Origin of the sequence: Nocardia sp. NPDC050378 (assembly GCF_040655675.1) — a bacterium.
Lineage (GTDB): Bacteria > Actinomycetota > Actinomycetes > Mycobacteriales > Mycobacteriaceae > Nocardia > Nocardia coubleae.
In genome coordinates, this window is the sequence record NZ_JBFAKI010000001.1 from 698957 (window position 1) to 713182 (window position 14226).

Here is a 14226-nt window from a genome sequence, read left to right on the forward strand (position 1 = left end):
GCGTGGACAGCATGTGAACGCGCAGACATGAGGCCTCCTCATATTAGCGCGAAAATGTGCCCGAAGAGTGTCGATTGTCACAAGAGCCGCGGGGTATAACTGTGGGACGAGGCGATAGCTAGCCGACCCTTCGAGGGAACGAGGTACACAATGCTCGGACTCGGGATCATTGGTTGGATCATCATCGGCGGACTCGCCGGATGGATAGCCAGCAAGTTCATGAAGACCGACGCCCAGCAGGGCATCCTGCTCAACATCGTCGTCGGTATCGTCGGCGGCCTGCTCGGCGGCTTCATCTTGAAGCTGTTCGGTGTCGACGTCGAGGGCGCGGGCTGGATCTTCAGCTTCATCACCTGTCTGGCCGGTGCCTGCCTGCTGTTGTTCCTGGTCGGACTCTTCACCGGGCGCAGATCAGTGCACTGACGGCCACTGCGGGCGACGGGCTTCCCGTAAGGTGTGATCGCTGTTGTCATCACACGAAAGAGGGAGCCCGTGGCACGCCGCCCCACCCCGCCCGGCACGCCCGAGACCACCGGCGTCGGCCATGTCGTCGACCTGGTCCGGGCCGCTGTACCTCCGCTGCACCCCGCAGGCCTGCCATTCGTGGCGGCGCCGCTGGCGGTGGCGGTCGTCGGCGGACGCAACAAGTGGGTTCGGCGGGCCGGTTTAGCCGCCGCGGCGGCCTGCGCGGCCTTCTTCCGGCACCCGCACCGGGTGCCGCCCAACCGCGCGGGCATCGTCGTCGCACCCGCCGACGGTGAGATCGCGCTCGTCGACACGGCCGTGCCGCCCGCCGAACTCGGCCTGGGTGAGCAGCCGTTGCCGCGGGTGAGCATCTTCCTGTCCGTGCTCGACGTGCACGTGCAGCGCGTGCCCGTGTCCGGCACCGTGCGCGAGGTGCTGCACCAGCCGGGCAAATTCCTCTCCGCCGACCTTGCCGAGGCCTCCGACGCCAACGAGCGCAACAGCATGCTCATCGAGACTGTCGAGGGCAAGCAGGTCGTGGTCGTACAGATCGCCGGACTGCTCGCGCGCCGCATCGTCTGCGACGCCCGCGCCGGTGATCAGCTCACCATCGGTGACACCTACGGACTCATCCGGTTCGGCTCCCGCGTGGACACCTACTTCCCGGCGGGCACCGAACTGCTGGTGACCCCCGGTCAGCGCACGATCGGAGCCGAAACTGTGCTGGCTGTGCTGGGATGATCGAGCAGGCGCATTCGGCTCGCCGCCGTCGGCCGCGTTCGGTCCGGTTGCTGCCGAGCATCGTCACCATCCTCGCGCTGTGCTCGGGGTTGTCGGCGGTGAAGTTCGGGCTCGACGGTGAACTCGGCATCGCGCTGGCCATGGTCGGTGCCGCTGCCGTGCTCGACACCCTCGACGGCCGCTTGGCGCGCATGCTCGACGCCACCTCCAAGATGGGCGCCGAACTCGACTCGCTCTCCGACGCCATCTCCTTCGGCGTCGCGCCCGCGCTCGTCCTGTACGTCACGCTCCTCGACGGGTACAGCGCGGGCTGGATCATCGCCCTGATGTACGCCGTGAGCCTGGTGCTCCGCCTGGCCAGGTTCAACACCCTGCTCGACGACGATTCCCGCCCGAACTGGGCGCGTGAGTATTTCACCGGTGTGCCCGCGCCCGCGGGCGCGCTGATCGCGCTGGTCCCGATCGCGCTGAAGGTGCAGTTCGGCGACGGCTGGTGGGACAGCTTCACCTTCGTCGCCGTGTGGACCACCTTCGCCGCGCTGCTGTGCGTGAGCACCATCCCGACGCTCGCCATGAAGTCGGTGTCGGTGGCACCGCAGGCCGCCGCCGGTCTGCTGGTGCTCGTCGCGGTCGCGGCGGCGCTGCTGGTGACCTACCCGATCGTGCTGCTGCTGATCCTGGTCGCGCTGTACCTCGGTCACATCCCGTTCGCCTGGCGCTCGGCGCGCTGGGTGGCGGCGCGACCGGAGACCTGGCAGCACAAACCCGCCGAGCGGCGCGCGCAGCGGCGTGCGCAGCGGCGGATGCCGCAGATCCGTCGTCCGGCGATTCGCGGGTCGGCGCGGTTGCGGTTACGTCGTCCGCGCGACGATTAGTTCCCCGGCGAGACGCCGCCCACATCCTGCTGATCGGCGGGCTGGGCAGGCGGTACCGTAGCGCCACTACGGCAAGGAGCGTGGGTGGAATCGGACGGGATCACGGAGTTCTCGCGGCTTCGGCCGAGGCTGTTCGCGTTGGCCTACCGCATGTTCGGTGCCGTAAGCGAGGCCGAGGACGTAGTGCAGGAGGCCTACCTGCGCTGGGCCGCCGCCGACCAGGCAGCGATCGACAATCCCGAAGCCTGGCTGACGACGGTCACCGTGAACCTGTGCCGCACCGAGCTGGGTTCGGCGCGTGCCCGGCGCGAAACCTACGTCGGTCCGTGGTTGCCCGAGCCGGTGCCCTCCGGGGAATTCGGTCCGCTGGAAACCGTCGAGGAACGCGAATCGGTATCGCTGGCGCTGCTCACCGCGATGGAACGGCTCAACCCGGTGGAGCGAGCGGTGTTCGTGCTGCGCGAGGCGTTCGGTTACCCGCACGCCGAGATCGCGGCGATGCTCGACCTCACCGAGGCCAACTCGCAGCAGATCCTGCATCGGGCCATCACTCGGGTGCGCGGCGGGAAGCGGCGCTACCCGGCGCCGACCGAGCAGGTGCGCGCCCTGTTCGAGCGTTTCATGTCCGCCGCCGCCACCGGTGATGTCGCCGGTCTGCGCGCCATGCTCGCCGCCGACGTGGTGAGCATGGCCGACGGCGGCGGCAAGGTGACCGCCGCCCGCCGCCCGGTCACCGGCGCCGACCAGGTGTCGCGTTACCTCGTCGGACTCACCAAGTTCCTCACCCCGGCAACGACTTTCGCCTTCGACGAGGTGAACGGCGAGCTGGCGTTGATAGTGCGGGCCGACGGCGTGCGGGCCAGTTCGGTCATGTTCTTCGAGGTCGACGACGCGGGCCTGGTCGACGAGGTGCTCATCGTGGTGAACCCGGACAAACTGGACCGCTTCGCGGCGTGAGCCGGATCACCGGCGCGACCTGTCAGGAAAGCGAGGGCTGTCCGGTCTGGAGGGTGTCGGCACATCGAGAGGAGCCACACCATGACCGGTCAGCATCGGATCGTCGTTCTCGGCGCGGGGTACGCGGGTCTCGCGGCGGCCCGCCGTTTGGCCCGCACATCGCGAGATGCCACGATCACCGTGGTCGATTCGCGCGCGGAGTTCGTCGAACGCGTGCGCCTGCATCAGGAAGCCGCCGGGCAGTCGATCAGGCGCTGGAACCTGCGGGAAATGCTGGAGCGCAGGGGAATCGAATTCGTTCAGGCGAGGATTTCCCGTCTCGACCCGAGCGCGAAGCAGGTTCACCTCGAGGATGTGGGGTCGCCAGGGGCGTCTCGGCAGCTCGATGCGCGGTCGGACGGTGGTGACATCTCCGAAGGCGCGGCGACTGGTCGCACGCAGTTCGACGAGTGGTCGCTCACCTACGACACCCTGGTATACGCGCTCGGTAGCGCGGCCGATCGGTCGGGGGTGCCCGGCGTGGCCGAATACGTGCGGTCTGTCGCGACACCCGAGGACGTGCGTGCCCTGCCCGAGGGGCGGGTCATTGTGGTCGGTTCTGGGTCGACGGGCATCGAGTTGGCTGCGGAACTCGCCGAATCGCAACGCTATTCGGCGGTGACGCTGCTCGGCGCCGATGAGCCGGGCGCCTGGTTGTCGGCGCGGGCCGTCGAGAACATTCGTGCCACGCTCACCCGGCTCGGGGTCCGGATCCGGTCGTCGGCAAAGGTCGTGGAGGTGCTGCCGACCGGTGTGCGGCTCGCCGACGACACCGTCGTCGAAGCCGAATCCGTGGTCTGGACAGCCGGTTTCACCGTCCCCGACCTGGCCCGGCGAGCCGGTCTCGCGGTCGACGAACACGGCCGCATCCGCACCGACGCCACCCTGCGCTCGATCTCCCACCCCGACATCTACGCCGCCGGTGACGCCGCGCTGATCGCAGGGCCGGGCGATCGTCCGCTCCGAATGGCTTGTGCCACGGCTATTCCCGCAGGCGGTTACGTGGCGCGGGCGATTGTCGCCCGCGCCGAAGGTGTCGAGCCGGAGCCCATGGCCTTCCGCTACCACCTCCAGTGCCTCAGCCTCGGTCGCCGCGATGCCGTCATCCAGGTGCTCAATGCCGACGACACCCCCGGAACCCGCGTGATCCGCGGCCGCACCGGTGCACTGGTGAAGGAACTGATCGTGCGCGGCGCCGGAATGACGGTGGGCCTGCGCTGACGGGGGTTGCTACACCTGCCCCTGTTGCTCCTCGGCTGCGCCGCCGTGGCCGTGCTCGCGCTGCCACCAGGCCCTGCGCAATCGCTCGCCGCTCAGCCCTTGGCAGCGCGGGTGCCGCGGCGTACGACACCTCGCGTCGCAGCGGTGATCTGCCCGGTCCACGGGGCGAGGGCGGTCAGGGCGAGCACTGTGAGCCACGGTAGGCGCCACCACCAGCGCAAGTCGTAGGTGGCCGACGGTGGTTCGGCGACGAGGGGTCGGGCGGTGGACGACCAGGCGACGAAGGCGTCACCGATCGGGAACAGGCCGAACGCGTAGCGTTTCGAGCCGGGGAGGTCGATCGGCAAGCCGAGCAATTCACCTTCGGCGGCGAGGGCTCGGGCCAGGGCGTCGTCCCCGTTGACGCGGGCGGCGCCCTGGGCAACCACCGTCGCCGACAGGCTGATGCCCGCGATCAAGGGCCCCGAGTCCACATCGCCGTTGCCGTCCACTCCGTGCGGGTATTCGCGTAGCGCAGGACCGAAACCTGCTGGATAAGTGAGGAATTGATCGCGATACAGCGAGTACTGACTCGCGGCGAACTCCGGATCGATGTCGGGCAGGAAACGATGGATCACCGTCTGCGAAGTCGCCCGCGAACCGGAGGCCGTGGAACCGTCCACAGCGGAAACCTGGTGGGGGAGTAGCCCGGTGGCGGGATCGAGCCGTGTCCGGGCTTGTTCCGACCAGCGTTCGATCACCGCCGAATGGCGCGCGCCGAACAGCTTGTCGTGCAGCCGAAGCGAGGCGATCGCGACCGTGGAGTCCACCGGCCACGCCTGCCCTCGATACGCCTGCAGAAACGGTGTATCGGATGCCGCGAACGCCTGCGCGATCTCCTGGCTGTGCTCGGAAAATCGTTGAACCTGAGCGGAGTCGGACGAGTCGAGCGACAGGATCGCCCCGCGCAACCAGTTCGTCCACCCTGCCCAGAAGATCCCGTGGGCGGGCTGCAATTTCGGGCTGAACACCGCCCGCCCCTCCTCGGACTCCAATCGCGCCAGCGCCCACCGTGATTCGCGCACGGCCTGCGGACGCAGTCCGGGCTCGGCGTGCGCAGCCTGTACCCAGGCCAGTCCGTAGAGCGCATTGGAGAACAGATGTCCCTCCGGAAACTGTTGCTGCGCCGCCGTATCGGCGCCGTCGTCCAGGGCCGCGCGCAGAAAGGACAGTTGCCGTTCCGTGGAGCCCGGTATATCCCCGGCTCCCGGCTGTGGCAGCAGGAAGCGTCCCGCCACGATCAGGCAACACGCGGTCACCACTATTCCTGCGACCCGCGAGATCCACCCCGAAATTCTCCCCATACCGCCCACTTTGCCATCAACGGACCGTCAACTAAGGGTTGACGAAGTGCATATCGTCAACTTAGAGTTGACGCATGAGCACACCGAACATCCGCCTCGACGATCTGATCGACGGCATCAAGAAGGCTCGTCCCGACAACGTCCTCGAACAACTCACCGACGCCGTCGTCGTCGGTGATCACATGGGCGAGGTCGCCGACCACCTCATCGGCCACTTCGTCGACCAGGCCCGCCGCTCCGGCGCCTCCTGGACCGAGATCGGCGCCAGCATGGGCGTCAGCAAGCAGGCCGCGCAGAAGCGCTTCGTCCCCAAGCGGCCCGGCGACACCGCCGCGATGGACCCGCAGGCCGGGTTCGCCAAGTTCACCCCCCGCGCGCGGCAGGTCGTCGTCGACGCGCAAGAGTCGGCGCGGGCGGCGAACAACGATCAGATCACCCTCGGTCATCTGATCCTGGCCCTGATCGGTCAGCGGGAGGGTCTCGCGGCCAAGGAAATCGAGGCCAGGGGTGTCGAACTCGACGCTGTTCGCGCGGCGGCCACGGTAGGGCTACCCGGTGCCGCGGACGAGGTCCCCGCGCTCATCCCGTTCGACGGGGAAACCAAGAAGGTGCTGGAACTGACGTTTCGCGAGGCTCTTCGCCTCGGCCACAACTACATCGGCACCGAGCACATCCTGCTCGCGCTGCTCGAGCACGAGAACGGGTCGGGCGTGCTCAGCGACCTCGGCCTGGACAAGGCTGTTGTAGAAGCCGAACTCGTCGAACTGCTCAACCAGTTCCTCGCCGCGCAGGAAGAATCCTGATCCGCCGCCTCCGGTGCGGCGGGTTCGCGCCGGGGGCGACCTTGCACTCTCGTCACTCGAGTGCTAAAAATGGCCTTGGCACTCACGTCTGTTGAGTGCCAGGTCGGGACGGTGAGATCGGGTTCCATCGACACCCTCGGTCGTCCGTCGCGGGCACCGCACCTGGCCAGCGTACTTGGGGACGATCCAACCTGTGGTCGTCTCGTGTGTCAGCCATAGACATGTGGAGGATCTCAACGCAATGGCCAAGACAATTGCGTACGACGAAGAGGCCCGTCGCGGTCTCGAGCGGGGTCTGAACGCCCTCGCCGACGCTGTCAAGGTGACGCTGGGCCCGAAGGGTCGCAACGTCGTGCTCGAGAAGAAGTGGGGCGCCCCCACGATCACCAACGATGGTGTGTCCATCGCCAAGGAGATCGACCTCGAGGACCCGTACGAGAAGATCGGCGCCGAGCTGGTCAAGGAAGTCGCCAAGAAGACGGACGACGTCGCCGGCGACGGTACGACCACCGCCACCGTGCTCGCCCAGGCGCTCGTGCGTGAAGGTCTGCGCAACGTCGCGGCCGGTGCGAACCCGCTGGGTCTGAAGCGCGGCATCGAGAAGGCCGTCGAGGCCGTCACCGCTCGCCTGCTCGACTCCGCCAAGGAGATCGACACCAAGGAGCAGATCGCCGCCACCGCGGGTATCTCCGCTGGTGACCCGGCCATCGGCCAGCTCATCGCCGAGGCGATGGACAAGGTCGGCAAGGAAGGTGTCATCACCGTCGAGGAGAGCAACACCTTCGGGCTCCAGCTGGAGCTCACCGAGGGTATGCGCTTCGACAAGGGCTACATCTCCGGTTACTTCGTCACCGACCCCGAGCGTCAGGAAGCGGTCCTCGAGGACCCGTACATCCTGCTCGTGTCGTCGAAGATCTCGACCGTCAAGGACCTGCTGCCGCTGCTGGAGAAGGTCATCCAGGCCGGCAAGCCGCTGCTGATCATCGCCGAGGACGTCGAGGGCGAAGCCCTGTCGACCCTGGTCGTGAACAAGATCCGTGGCACCTTCAAGTCCGTCGCCGTCAAGGCTCCTGGCTTCGGTGACCGTCGCAAGGCCCAGCTGGCCGACATCGCCATCCTCACCGGTGGCGAGGTCATCAGCGAAGAGGTCGGCCTGTCGCTGGAGACCGCCGGTCTCGAGCTGCTCGGCCAGGCGCGCAAGGTCGTCGTCACCAAGGACGAGACCACCATCGTCGAGGGCGCGGGCGACGCGGAGGCCATCAAGGGCCGCGTGGCGCAGATCCGCACCGAGATCGAGAACTCGGACTCGGACTACGACCGTGAGAAGCTGCAGGAACGTCTGGCCAAGCTGGCCGGCGGCGTCGCGGTGATCAAGGCCGGTGCCGCCACCGAGGTCGAGCTCAAGGAGCGCAAGCACCGCATCGAAGATGCCGTGCGCAACGCCAAGGCCGCCGTCGAAGAGGGCATCGTCGCCGGTGGTGGCGTGGCCCTGCTGCAGTCGGCTCCGGCTCTGGACGACCTGAAGCTGACCGGTGACGAAGCCACCGGTGCCAACATCGTGCGCGTCGCGCTGTCGGCCCCGCTGAAGCAGATCGCCTTCAACGCCGGCCTCGAGCCCGGCGTGGTCGCCGAGAAGGTCTCGAACCTGCCCGCGGGTTCCGGCCTGAACGCCGACTCCGGCGAGTACGAGGACCTGCTGGCCGCCGGCGTCGCCGACCCGGTCAAGGTCACCCGTTCGGCCCTGCAGAACGCGGCCTCCATCGCGGCCCTGTTCCTCACCACCGAGGCCGTCGTCGCCGACAAGCCCGAGAAGGCGGCCCCCGCGGCCGACCCGACCGGCGGCATGGGCGGCATGGACTTCTGATCCCCTGATCAGCTGATCCTCGCAAGACTCGAAGGCCGGTCCATCTCGCGGTGGACCGGCCTTCGTCTGTGCTTCACCCGGTCACTTCACAACTACTGAACTAGTTTCGAACTTGGTGTGTACTCTTGGGGTATGGCTACCCGCACCTTTCCGTTCTCCACGCTGATCAACAAGCAGACCAGCGTGTTCCCTGCCCTCGCCGACGCGGACGTGATCCTGGAGCGCCGGGATGCCGAGAACCTGGTGTTGATGCGCTCGGAGCGATTCGAAGCAATGGTGAAAGGGCTCGGCCTCGCTGCGCGCTCCCTGGCCATAATCGCGAAGGCGAATCGCCCGCTCGCGGAAGAGGTCTTCGCCGAAGAGCTTCCCTGGCTGACCTGGCTACCCGCAGAAGCCCGTCCCGAATGCGTCCGCGAACTCCTCGACAACCTATTGGCGGGCGCCGAAACAGGGCTCTTACTCCCCTTTTCCCGGGCGCTGAAGGAATGGCAATCGACGGCCGAGATCTATTCCGACCCGGAGCTTGCCCGGCGTCTCCAGGGTCCGTTCGACACCGAGGACTCGGCGGTAGTGCATCGACCGGGTGATGCCGATGCCTGAACCGCTGCGGCGTGGCGACGAGATCCGGCGTCCGACAGGGTGGGTCGTTCGTGTGGTCGACCTGAGGGCAGCCAAGGGCTGGGGACAGCTGGTGAGTCAGGCGCCGTCCAGCGCCGACCGGGCTTGGGTGGCGATCACCTCCGACCCGCGTTGTCGTGACGATCCAACTCGCCAGCACCCGCTCAAGTACGACCTGAGTCGGGTGAAGGTCGACGGAGTGGTCTGCGAACAGTGGCAATTCGAGGTCACGGGCGGGGGCCGGATCTGGTACGCCGTCGATGACGAGCGACAGACGTTGTGGATCACCCATGCCGGCACGGGTCATCCAAAACAGACGGATCGGCGAAGGTAGTGCTCGCAGTGCCTTTCGCTGCTCAGCCGACCGGGGTCAGGCGGAGGCGTTCGGCTAGTTCGTTGAAGATGTAGAAGTTGGGGATGGTGTTGACGGGGGCCAGGGACATCCACATGCCTGCGACTTTGAGGCGGATGTGGCCGCTGCGGGCGTCGATGAGTTGGATGTTGGTCCAGGGGAAGGGTTCGCCCTTGTAGGTGAGGGCGTCGAGGGAGAGGCCGAGGTCGCCGAATTCCACGGTTTCGCCGTTGTCGATGGCGGCGACGGCGAGGGGGAGTTGGGTTGCGGTGACGGCGGATTGGATGGCGCGGGCCCATTCGCGGGCGCGGGCGAAACCCACTTCGTCGATTTCGGCGCGGCCGGCGGGACCGGTGAGTTCGAGCCGGTAGACGACGGGAACCGTGTCGTGGAAGGGGATTTCCTCCTGCCGCACCTCGGTGGTGTCCCACCGGAATCCGGCGACGCGCTGACCCGAGTGGTACACCGTGACCCCGTATTCGAACAGGTCGATGCGGGCGGCGCGGTTCTGCCGGTTGATGATTCCGCGCCGGAAGGCGAGCATCACCGGGACCGCCGCGATCATGAGCAGCGCGACGGCACCGGGCCAGGCGCCGACGATCAGGCAGATCACCCCGATGAACGCGATGCAGCCCGCGACGATGCCGCACCCGCGCACGAAGGTGTCGTCGGCCGGAGTGGCCAGGAAGGTGTCGCGGTGCGCACCGAGCTGCTGGTACTCCGCCATGAGGTGTATCAGCTGGGTCAGCGGCACGGGGTGGCGAGCCTCGGCTACGGTCTCCGGCCTGTTCGGAGTGATCACTTGTCCCTCCATGAGGCGTTTCATCCGCGGCGAAGCGTATTCGAACCGCGGGGATAACGCTACCTGTAGGGCGTGCGGAATCCGCCCACGACCGGCCTGGACACGCTCCATACGCATGCGTATGGTTGAGCGCGGGGGACGCGCTGAGAGGTCCGACGATGATCCGGAACATCCACGAGCGAACGATCGCGGCGCAGGCCGCACAGGTCGGCGACCTGCTCGACAAAGTCGCGGTCGCGGGAAATCCGTTGTGGCCCAGCGAGAAGTGGCCACCGCTGACGCTGGACGCGGCACTCGGCGAAGGCGCGACGGGTGGTCACGGCGACGTCCCGTACACCTGCACCGCCTACCGCCCGGGCGAATTCGTCGAGTTCACCTTCGCCCCCGGGTTTCTCATCCAGGGCGTTCACACGTTCGAGGTGATCGACAACGGCGCGTCGAGCACCCTGCGTCATGTGATCGCGGCCGAAACCCGGGGGCTGTCCGGCTTCCTCCAGTGGCATCTGGCGGTCCGTGTGCTGCACGACGCCCTGCTGGAGGAATTGCTCGACAATGCCGAAACCGCTGTCGGTCACCCGCCGACGCCGTATCGGCGACCGCTGCGCACCAAGCTGCTGTATTGGCTGGCGGGCAAGCTCGGCATCGACTGACTAAGCCAGCTGTTCGAGTATCGCGTCCACCAATTCGCTGGTGGCGGGCAGGCTTTCGGGTGACACGCGCGCCAGCTGATTGATGCCGTGATAGATCCCGACCGCCACCGCCGCGCGGGTATCCGCCTGCGCCGCAGGCACTCCGAGCAGTCGTAGCTGCGTGGCCACGTACTCGATGCGGCGCGCCGCCACCCGTCGCATGACGGCGGCAACCGCCGGCTGGTCGATGGCGGCGAGCAACGCGAGTTCCTCCCGGCCCTCGGTGGCGTAGTCGATCACATCGGTGAACAGCACGCGCAGCCGCTCGGCGGGGTCGGGGAGGTCCGCGAGCGCGGCGATCACCTTGTCGGTGCCCACCCGTTCCCAATGCGCGAGGACGGCGTCGACGAGTGCCGCACGGTCCTTGAAATGCCAGTAGAAGCTGCCCTTGGTGGCGCCGAGACGTTTGGCGAGCGGCTCGACAGCCACGCCGGCGAGACCGTTCTCGCCGAGGGCGACGATCGCGGCGGCGACCCAGTCGTCGGCACCGAGCCTGCGAGCGGAGGGTGACTTCACAGCCATACGCTATCGAATGGCCGCGCTAGGCTCGAGTGGTGGAGTTTCTCGACGAGGGCGCGGGCCCGGCGATTGTGTGCGTGCACGGAATCCCGGGTTCGGTCGACTGGTTCGGCGCGGCCGCCGAGCGGCTGACCTCCCGCTTCCGGGTGATTCGGGTGGACCAGGGCGGCGCACCGGAGGACTTCGCCGCGCCGGCCAGATCCGCGCCCATCGCGGCCCTGCTCGAGGAACTCGACCTGGCCGACGTGACGGTGGTCGGCCATTCGTTCGGCGCGGAGATCGCCCTCGAGCTGGCAACGCTGCCCCGTGTGGCACGGGCGGTGGTGGTCGGGCAGAGCCCGGACTACACGGCCGCGCGGATTCCGGGGTTCGCCCGGTGGGTGGTCCGCCCGTGGTCGGTGCGGCTCGCGCAGCGCTGGACGCCCGGTTTCGTGATCCGCCAAGGCAATCGGACCTTGTTCGCCCCGCGTTTCCGCTACGCGTCGGTGCCCGGCCTCGCCGAGGCGGTCGTGCGCGACTTCCGGTCGGCGGCGCCGACGGGCCTGGCCTATGCCGTCGGTGCCCGCGCCGACGACTTCGCCGCCCGGCCGCTCGATGCCAGGGTGGCGGCGCTGGACGTACCGGTGCTGGCCGTGCACGGACGCCACGATCATCTCTACGACGCCACCGCCACCCTCGCCCGGTTCGCCGCCGCCGGGGCGCGCACGCATCTGGTCGAGCACGCCGGGCATTCCCCGCAGGTCGAACAGCCGGACGAATTCGTCACTGTGCTGGAGGAATTCGTGCGGTCAGAACCCGTCGACCGCTGACACCACGAAGGTTGCCGGTTCTTCCTCTCCGCCCATGGGGCCACCCTTGTCGAATTGGGACGACACGACCAGCGCCCGGTCTCCGGAATGCACCATCGTGGTGGGGATGTCGAGTGCGGGATCGTGGAATTCGCCGTCGCGCGCGGCCGCCCGGCCGTGGTCGGTGACGGTCCATCGGCTGATGGTGTCGGCGGTGTTGTGCACGACCCACAGGGTGTCGCCGCGCAGCTCCAGACCGTCGCCGTTGCGCATGTCGCCGCCGGTCAGTGCCACCTTGCGGATCGGCTCCGACCCGGCGAGGTCGATGCGGTACAGCTCGCCCGCCGACATCGCGACGACGAGCAGGTAGGTGCCCGCCTCGTCGGCCGCGATGCCGTTGAGTTCGAACGTTTTCGGGTCGCGTGGTCCGAGGATCGGCCCGAGGTCGGCGGCCACGGTCAGTGCGCCCCGGCCCGCCCGAGCGTCGGCGAGGCTCGCGCGGTAGACGACATTGCGGATGCTGTCGGTGAGATAGGCGCTGCCGTCGGCGCCGAAGGCGAGGTCGTTGACGAAGCGTGGGTCCGTGTCTGCCACTTCGAACCGGGCAAGCAGGTCGCGAGAAGCGGTGTCGTACACCATGACTCCCACGGTGGAGTCGATCACCCACAGCCTGCCGTCGCGGTCGACGCGTAGCCCGTTGGTCGTCTTGCGGCCGTCGGCGCCCGCCGGGAGGAACACCTCGGCCGTCGTCGCGTCGGCTCCCGCGCGGAACACAGTGCCGTCGGCGTAGGAGCCGACGTAGGTGGTTCCGGTGCGCGCGTCGAGTGCGATGCCCTCGGGGTAGACAGCCGCGCCCGGCAGCTCGTAAGCGGTGCTCAGGACTGGTGCGGCCGGGTCGGCGGTGCCGCAGGCGGTGAGCGCGAGGCAACCGACGGCCATCGCGAGGATCCTGATCATGTTAAGCCTCTCGTTCATATAACCCGACACATCATGATTTAGGCAGGAATGTAAATTAGAACCCTAATGATCGTCAAGGGTCATACTTCGAAATGGGCGGATACCATACATCCATGACGTCCATGCCCTCGACCGAGAGGCTGGGCACGTTTCTCAAGCGTGCCGAGCAAGCCATGATCGCGGCGAAGACGGCCGCGCTCAAGCCGGCCGGGCTGACGGTTCCGCAGTTCAGCGCGCTGATGTACCTCGCCGAGAATCCCGGGATCTCGGCCGCCGCGCTCGCCCGTCTGGCGGGGGTGACACCACCGACGATGAATACCGTCCTGACCAACCTGCAGGACCGGGGCCTGGTCGAACGGTCACCGCACGAGTGGCACAGGAACGTCCTGGAGACGCGGCTGACCGCAGCCGGCCGGGAAGTCACCGAAGCGGCCGACACGCGCGCGATCGCGGTGGAACGCGCCGTGGCGGCCCGCTTCACCGCGGAGGAATTCGCCACGCTGACCGCGCTGCTGACCCGCACGGCACAGGCTTTCGAGGAAGTCCGCCAGGATCTTCCGTAACAAACGCGAAGAGCCCGCCGGAGGGGTCCGGCGGGCTCTTCGCGTCGAGCGGGTCAGCGTTCGGCCGCGGCCTTGATCTTGCGCAGCGTCTCGTGCATCCCCGACACGAGATCGGCCTCGAACTTCTGCTCGCCGCCGGCGAGCTTGATAACCGGGCCCATCCAGCCGGGAATTCCCTTGGGGTCCAGGGTGCGTCGCTCGACCAGGCGGGTGCCCGCGGCGGTCGGCGCGAGCTCGTAGCTCCACACGGTGTGGTTCTCGTTCATCCGGAACGCCAGCGCGGTGTTGGGCACGAACCGCACGATGCGCGAGCTGGTCGGCCAGACCTTCCAGCCGTCGCGGTTGAGGTTGATGGTGCGCGCCCCTTCGCGAACCCCACCGATCGCCAGCATCTTGACCGTGGTCGGGCTGAACTCCGACATCCGGTTCAGGTCCGCGAGGATCGACCAGACCTTCTCCGGCGATGCGGCGATGTCGATACTTGCTTCGAGATTGTTCGGCAACGGTGCCTCCGGGTTGTGCGTGACGTTCGGTCACACCGAGCATAGGGTCGCTGCCCGCCCGAGCCCTCCGCCCACGGGCGGATTTTGCCGGAAGAGCTCATACAGCGTGGCCGCCGGTTCGAGCCCG

General features: G+C 67.8%; 17 protein-coding genes. 12 read left to right on the forward strand and 5 right to left on the reverse strand.

Annotated elements, in window-relative coordinates; translation table 11 throughout:
* Positions 1-150 precede the first annotated feature (150 nt).
* The 5 genes from AB0I35_RS03265 to AB0I35_RS03285 all read left to right on the forward strand — a co-directional run bounded on the left by AB0I35_RS03265 (position 151) and on the right by AB0I35_RS03285 (position 4298).
* A complete protein-coding gene (locus AB0I35_RS03265; RefSeq protein ID WP_067642016.1) occupies positions 151-423 on the forward strand; it encodes a GlsB/YeaQ/YmgE family stress response membrane protein in 273 nt (90 codons plus the stop codon).
* A 69-nt stretch (positions 424-492) separates the two neighbouring features.
* The gene (locus tag AB0I35_RS03270; RefSeq protein WP_357393898.1) at positions 493-1206 is read left to right on the forward strand and encodes a phosphatidylserine decarboxylase; all 714 of its coding nucleotides are present in this window, start codon (positions 493-495) and stop codon (positions 1204-1206) included.
* Entirely contained in the window at positions 1203-2081 is an 879-nt protein-coding gene (locus AB0I35_RS03275; RefSeq protein WP_225278387.1) for a phosphatidylcholine/phosphatidylserine synthase, read from the forward strand. Before AB0I35_RS03270 ends, AB0I35_RS03275 begins: the two co-directional genes overlap by 4 nt.
* A gap of 84 nt (positions 2082-2165) precedes the next feature.
* A complete protein-coding gene (locus AB0I35_RS03280) occupies positions 2166-3038 on the forward strand; it encodes an RNA polymerase sigma-70 factor (RefSeq protein ID WP_357393900.1) in 873 nt (290 codons plus the stop codon).
* Positions 3039-3119: 81 nt separating this feature from the next.
* Entirely contained in the window at positions 3120-4298 is a 1179-nt protein-coding gene (locus AB0I35_RS03285; RefSeq protein WP_357393902.1) for an FAD-dependent oxidoreductase, read from the forward strand.
* A 92-nt stretch (positions 4299-4390) separates the two neighbouring features.
* Here the strand turns inward: AB0I35_RS03285 and AB0I35_RS03290 are convergent, their stop codons facing one another.
* The gene (locus tag AB0I35_RS03290) at positions 4391-5596 is read right to left on the reverse strand and encodes a hypothetical protein (RefSeq protein WP_357393904.1); all 1206 of its coding nucleotides are present in this window, start codon (positions 5594-5596) and stop codon (positions 4391-4393) included.
* Between the two features lie 119 nt (positions 5597-5715).
* On the opposite strand from AB0I35_RS03290, the gene AB0I35_RS03295 reads away from it, so the two are divergent.
* From AB0I35_RS03295 to AB0I35_RS03310, 4 genes are all read left to right on the forward strand, one after another.
* On the forward strand, positions 5716-6444 hold the full coding sequence (locus AB0I35_RS03295; RefSeq protein WP_357393906.1) for a Clp protease N-terminal domain-containing protein: 729 nt from the start codon (positions 5716-5718) through the stop codon (positions 6442-6444).
* A gap of 241 nt (positions 6445-6685) precedes the next feature.
* Positions 6686-8308, forward strand: a complete 1623-nt coding sequence (gene groL, locus AB0I35_RS03300) for a chaperonin GroEL (protein WP_357150302.1) — start codon at positions 6686-6688, stop codon at positions 8306-8308.
* Positions 8309-8440: 132 nt separating this feature from the next.
* Positions 8441-8908 (forward strand): hypothetical protein, encoded by a 468-nt coding sequence (locus tag AB0I35_RS03305; RefSeq protein ID WP_357393908.1) that lies wholly within the window; start codon positions 8441-8443, stop codon positions 8906-8908.
* The gene (locus AB0I35_RS03310) at positions 8901-9260 is read left to right on the forward strand and encodes a hypothetical protein (protein WP_357393910.1); all 360 of its coding nucleotides are present in this window, start codon (positions 8901-8903) and stop codon (positions 9258-9260) included. The genes AB0I35_RS03305 and AB0I35_RS03310 overlap by 8 nt, the downstream gene beginning before the upstream one ends.
* Before the next feature lie 22 nt (positions 9261-9282).
* Here the strand turns inward: AB0I35_RS03310 and AB0I35_RS03315 are convergent, their stop codons facing one another.
* A complete protein-coding gene (locus AB0I35_RS03315) occupies positions 9283-10080 on the reverse strand; it encodes a DUF6585 family protein (protein ID WP_357393912.1) in 798 nt (265 codons plus the stop codon).
* 158 nt (positions 10081-10238) lie between these two features.
* Between AB0I35_RS03315 and AB0I35_RS03320 the strand changes: the two genes are divergently transcribed.
* A complete protein-coding gene (locus tag AB0I35_RS03320) occupies positions 10239-10730 on the forward strand; it encodes a hypothetical protein (RefSeq protein WP_357393914.1) in 492 nt (163 codons plus the stop codon).
* Here the strand turns inward: AB0I35_RS03320 and AB0I35_RS03325 are convergent, their stop codons facing one another.
* The gene (locus AB0I35_RS03325; protein ID WP_357393916.1) at positions 10731-11285 is read right to left on the reverse strand and encodes a TetR/AcrR family transcriptional regulator; all 555 of its coding nucleotides are present in this window, start codon (positions 11283-11285) and stop codon (positions 10731-10733) included.
* A gap of 38 nt (positions 11286-11323) precedes the next feature.
* Here AB0I35_RS03325 and AB0I35_RS03330 point away from each other — a divergent pair, with 38 nt between their 5' ends.
* Positions 11324-12097 carry an alpha/beta hydrolase gene (locus tag AB0I35_RS03330; protein WP_357393918.1) on the forward strand — a complete coding sequence of 258 codons (774 nt, stop codon included), beginning with the start codon at positions 11324-11326 and terminating at the stop codon, positions 12095-12097.
* Here the strand turns inward: AB0I35_RS03330 and AB0I35_RS03335 are convergent.
* Positions 12077-13033 carry a superoxide dismutase gene (locus AB0I35_RS03335; protein WP_357393920.1) on the reverse strand — a complete coding sequence of 319 codons (957 nt, stop codon included), beginning with the start codon at positions 13031-13033 and terminating at the stop codon, positions 12077-12079. The two genes, AB0I35_RS03330 and AB0I35_RS03335, sit on opposite strands and share 21 nt — an antisense overlap.
* Positions 13034-13146: 113 nt before the next feature.
* Here AB0I35_RS03335 and AB0I35_RS03340 point away from each other — a divergent pair, with 113 nt between their 5' ends.
* Positions 13147-13596 carry a MarR family transcriptional regulator gene (locus AB0I35_RS03340; RefSeq protein WP_357393922.1) on the forward strand — a complete coding sequence of 150 codons (450 nt, stop codon included), beginning with the start codon at positions 13147-13149 and terminating at the stop codon, positions 13594-13596.
* A gap of 53 nt (positions 13597-13649) precedes the next feature.
* Here AB0I35_RS03340 and AB0I35_RS03345 read toward each other — a convergent pair whose 3' ends face one another.
* Positions 13650-14099: an SRPBCC family protein gene (locus AB0I35_RS03345; RefSeq protein ID WP_357393924.1), complete on the reverse strand. Its 450-nt coding sequence runs from the start codon at positions 14097-14099 to the stop codon at positions 13650-13652.
* Positions 14100-14226: the final 127 nt, after the last annotated feature.

Excerpts from the sequence above, each read along its gene's own strand:
- AB0I35_RS03265 (WP_067642016.1), top strand. The coding sequence starts at position 151 with ATGCTCGGACTCGGGATCATTGGTTGGATCATCATCGGCGGACTCGCC.
- AB0I35_RS03310 (WP_357393910.1), top strand. The coding sequence starts at position 8,901 with ATGCCTGAACCGCTGCGGCGTGGCGACGAGATCCGGCGTCCGACAGGG.
- AB0I35_RS03305 (WP_357393908.1), top strand. The coding sequence starts at position 8,441 with ATGGCTACCCGCACCTTTCCGTTCTCCACGCTGATCAACAAGCAGACC.
- AB0I35_RS03285 (WP_357393902.1), top strand. The coding sequence starts at position 3,120 with ATGACCGGTCAGCATCGGATCGTCGTTCTCGGCGCGGGGTACGCGGGT.
- AB0I35_RS03335 (WP_357393920.1), bottom strand. The coding sequence starts at position 13,033 with ATGATCAGGATCCTCGCGATGGCCGTCGGTTGCCTCGCGCTCACCGCC.
- AB0I35_RS03295 (WP_357393906.1), top strand. The coding sequence starts at position 5,716 with ATGAGCACACCGAACATCCGCCTCGACGATCTGATCGACGGCATCAAG.
- AB0I35_RS03340 (WP_357393922.1), top strand. The coding sequence starts at position 13,147 with ATGACGTCCATGCCCTCGACCGAGAGGCTGGGCACGTTTCTCAAGCGT.
- AB0I35_RS03275 (WP_225278387.1), top strand. The coding sequence starts at position 1,203 with ATGATCGAGCAGGCGCATTCGGCTCGCCGCCGTCGGCCGCGTTCGGTC.
- groL (WP_357150302.1), top strand. The coding sequence starts at position 6,686 with ATGGCCAAGACAATTGCGTACGACGAAGAGGCCCGTCGCGGTCTCGAG.
- AB0I35_RS03320 (WP_357393914.1), top strand. The coding sequence starts at position 10,239 with ATGATCCGGAACATCCACGAGCGAACGATCGCGGCGCAGGCCGCACAG.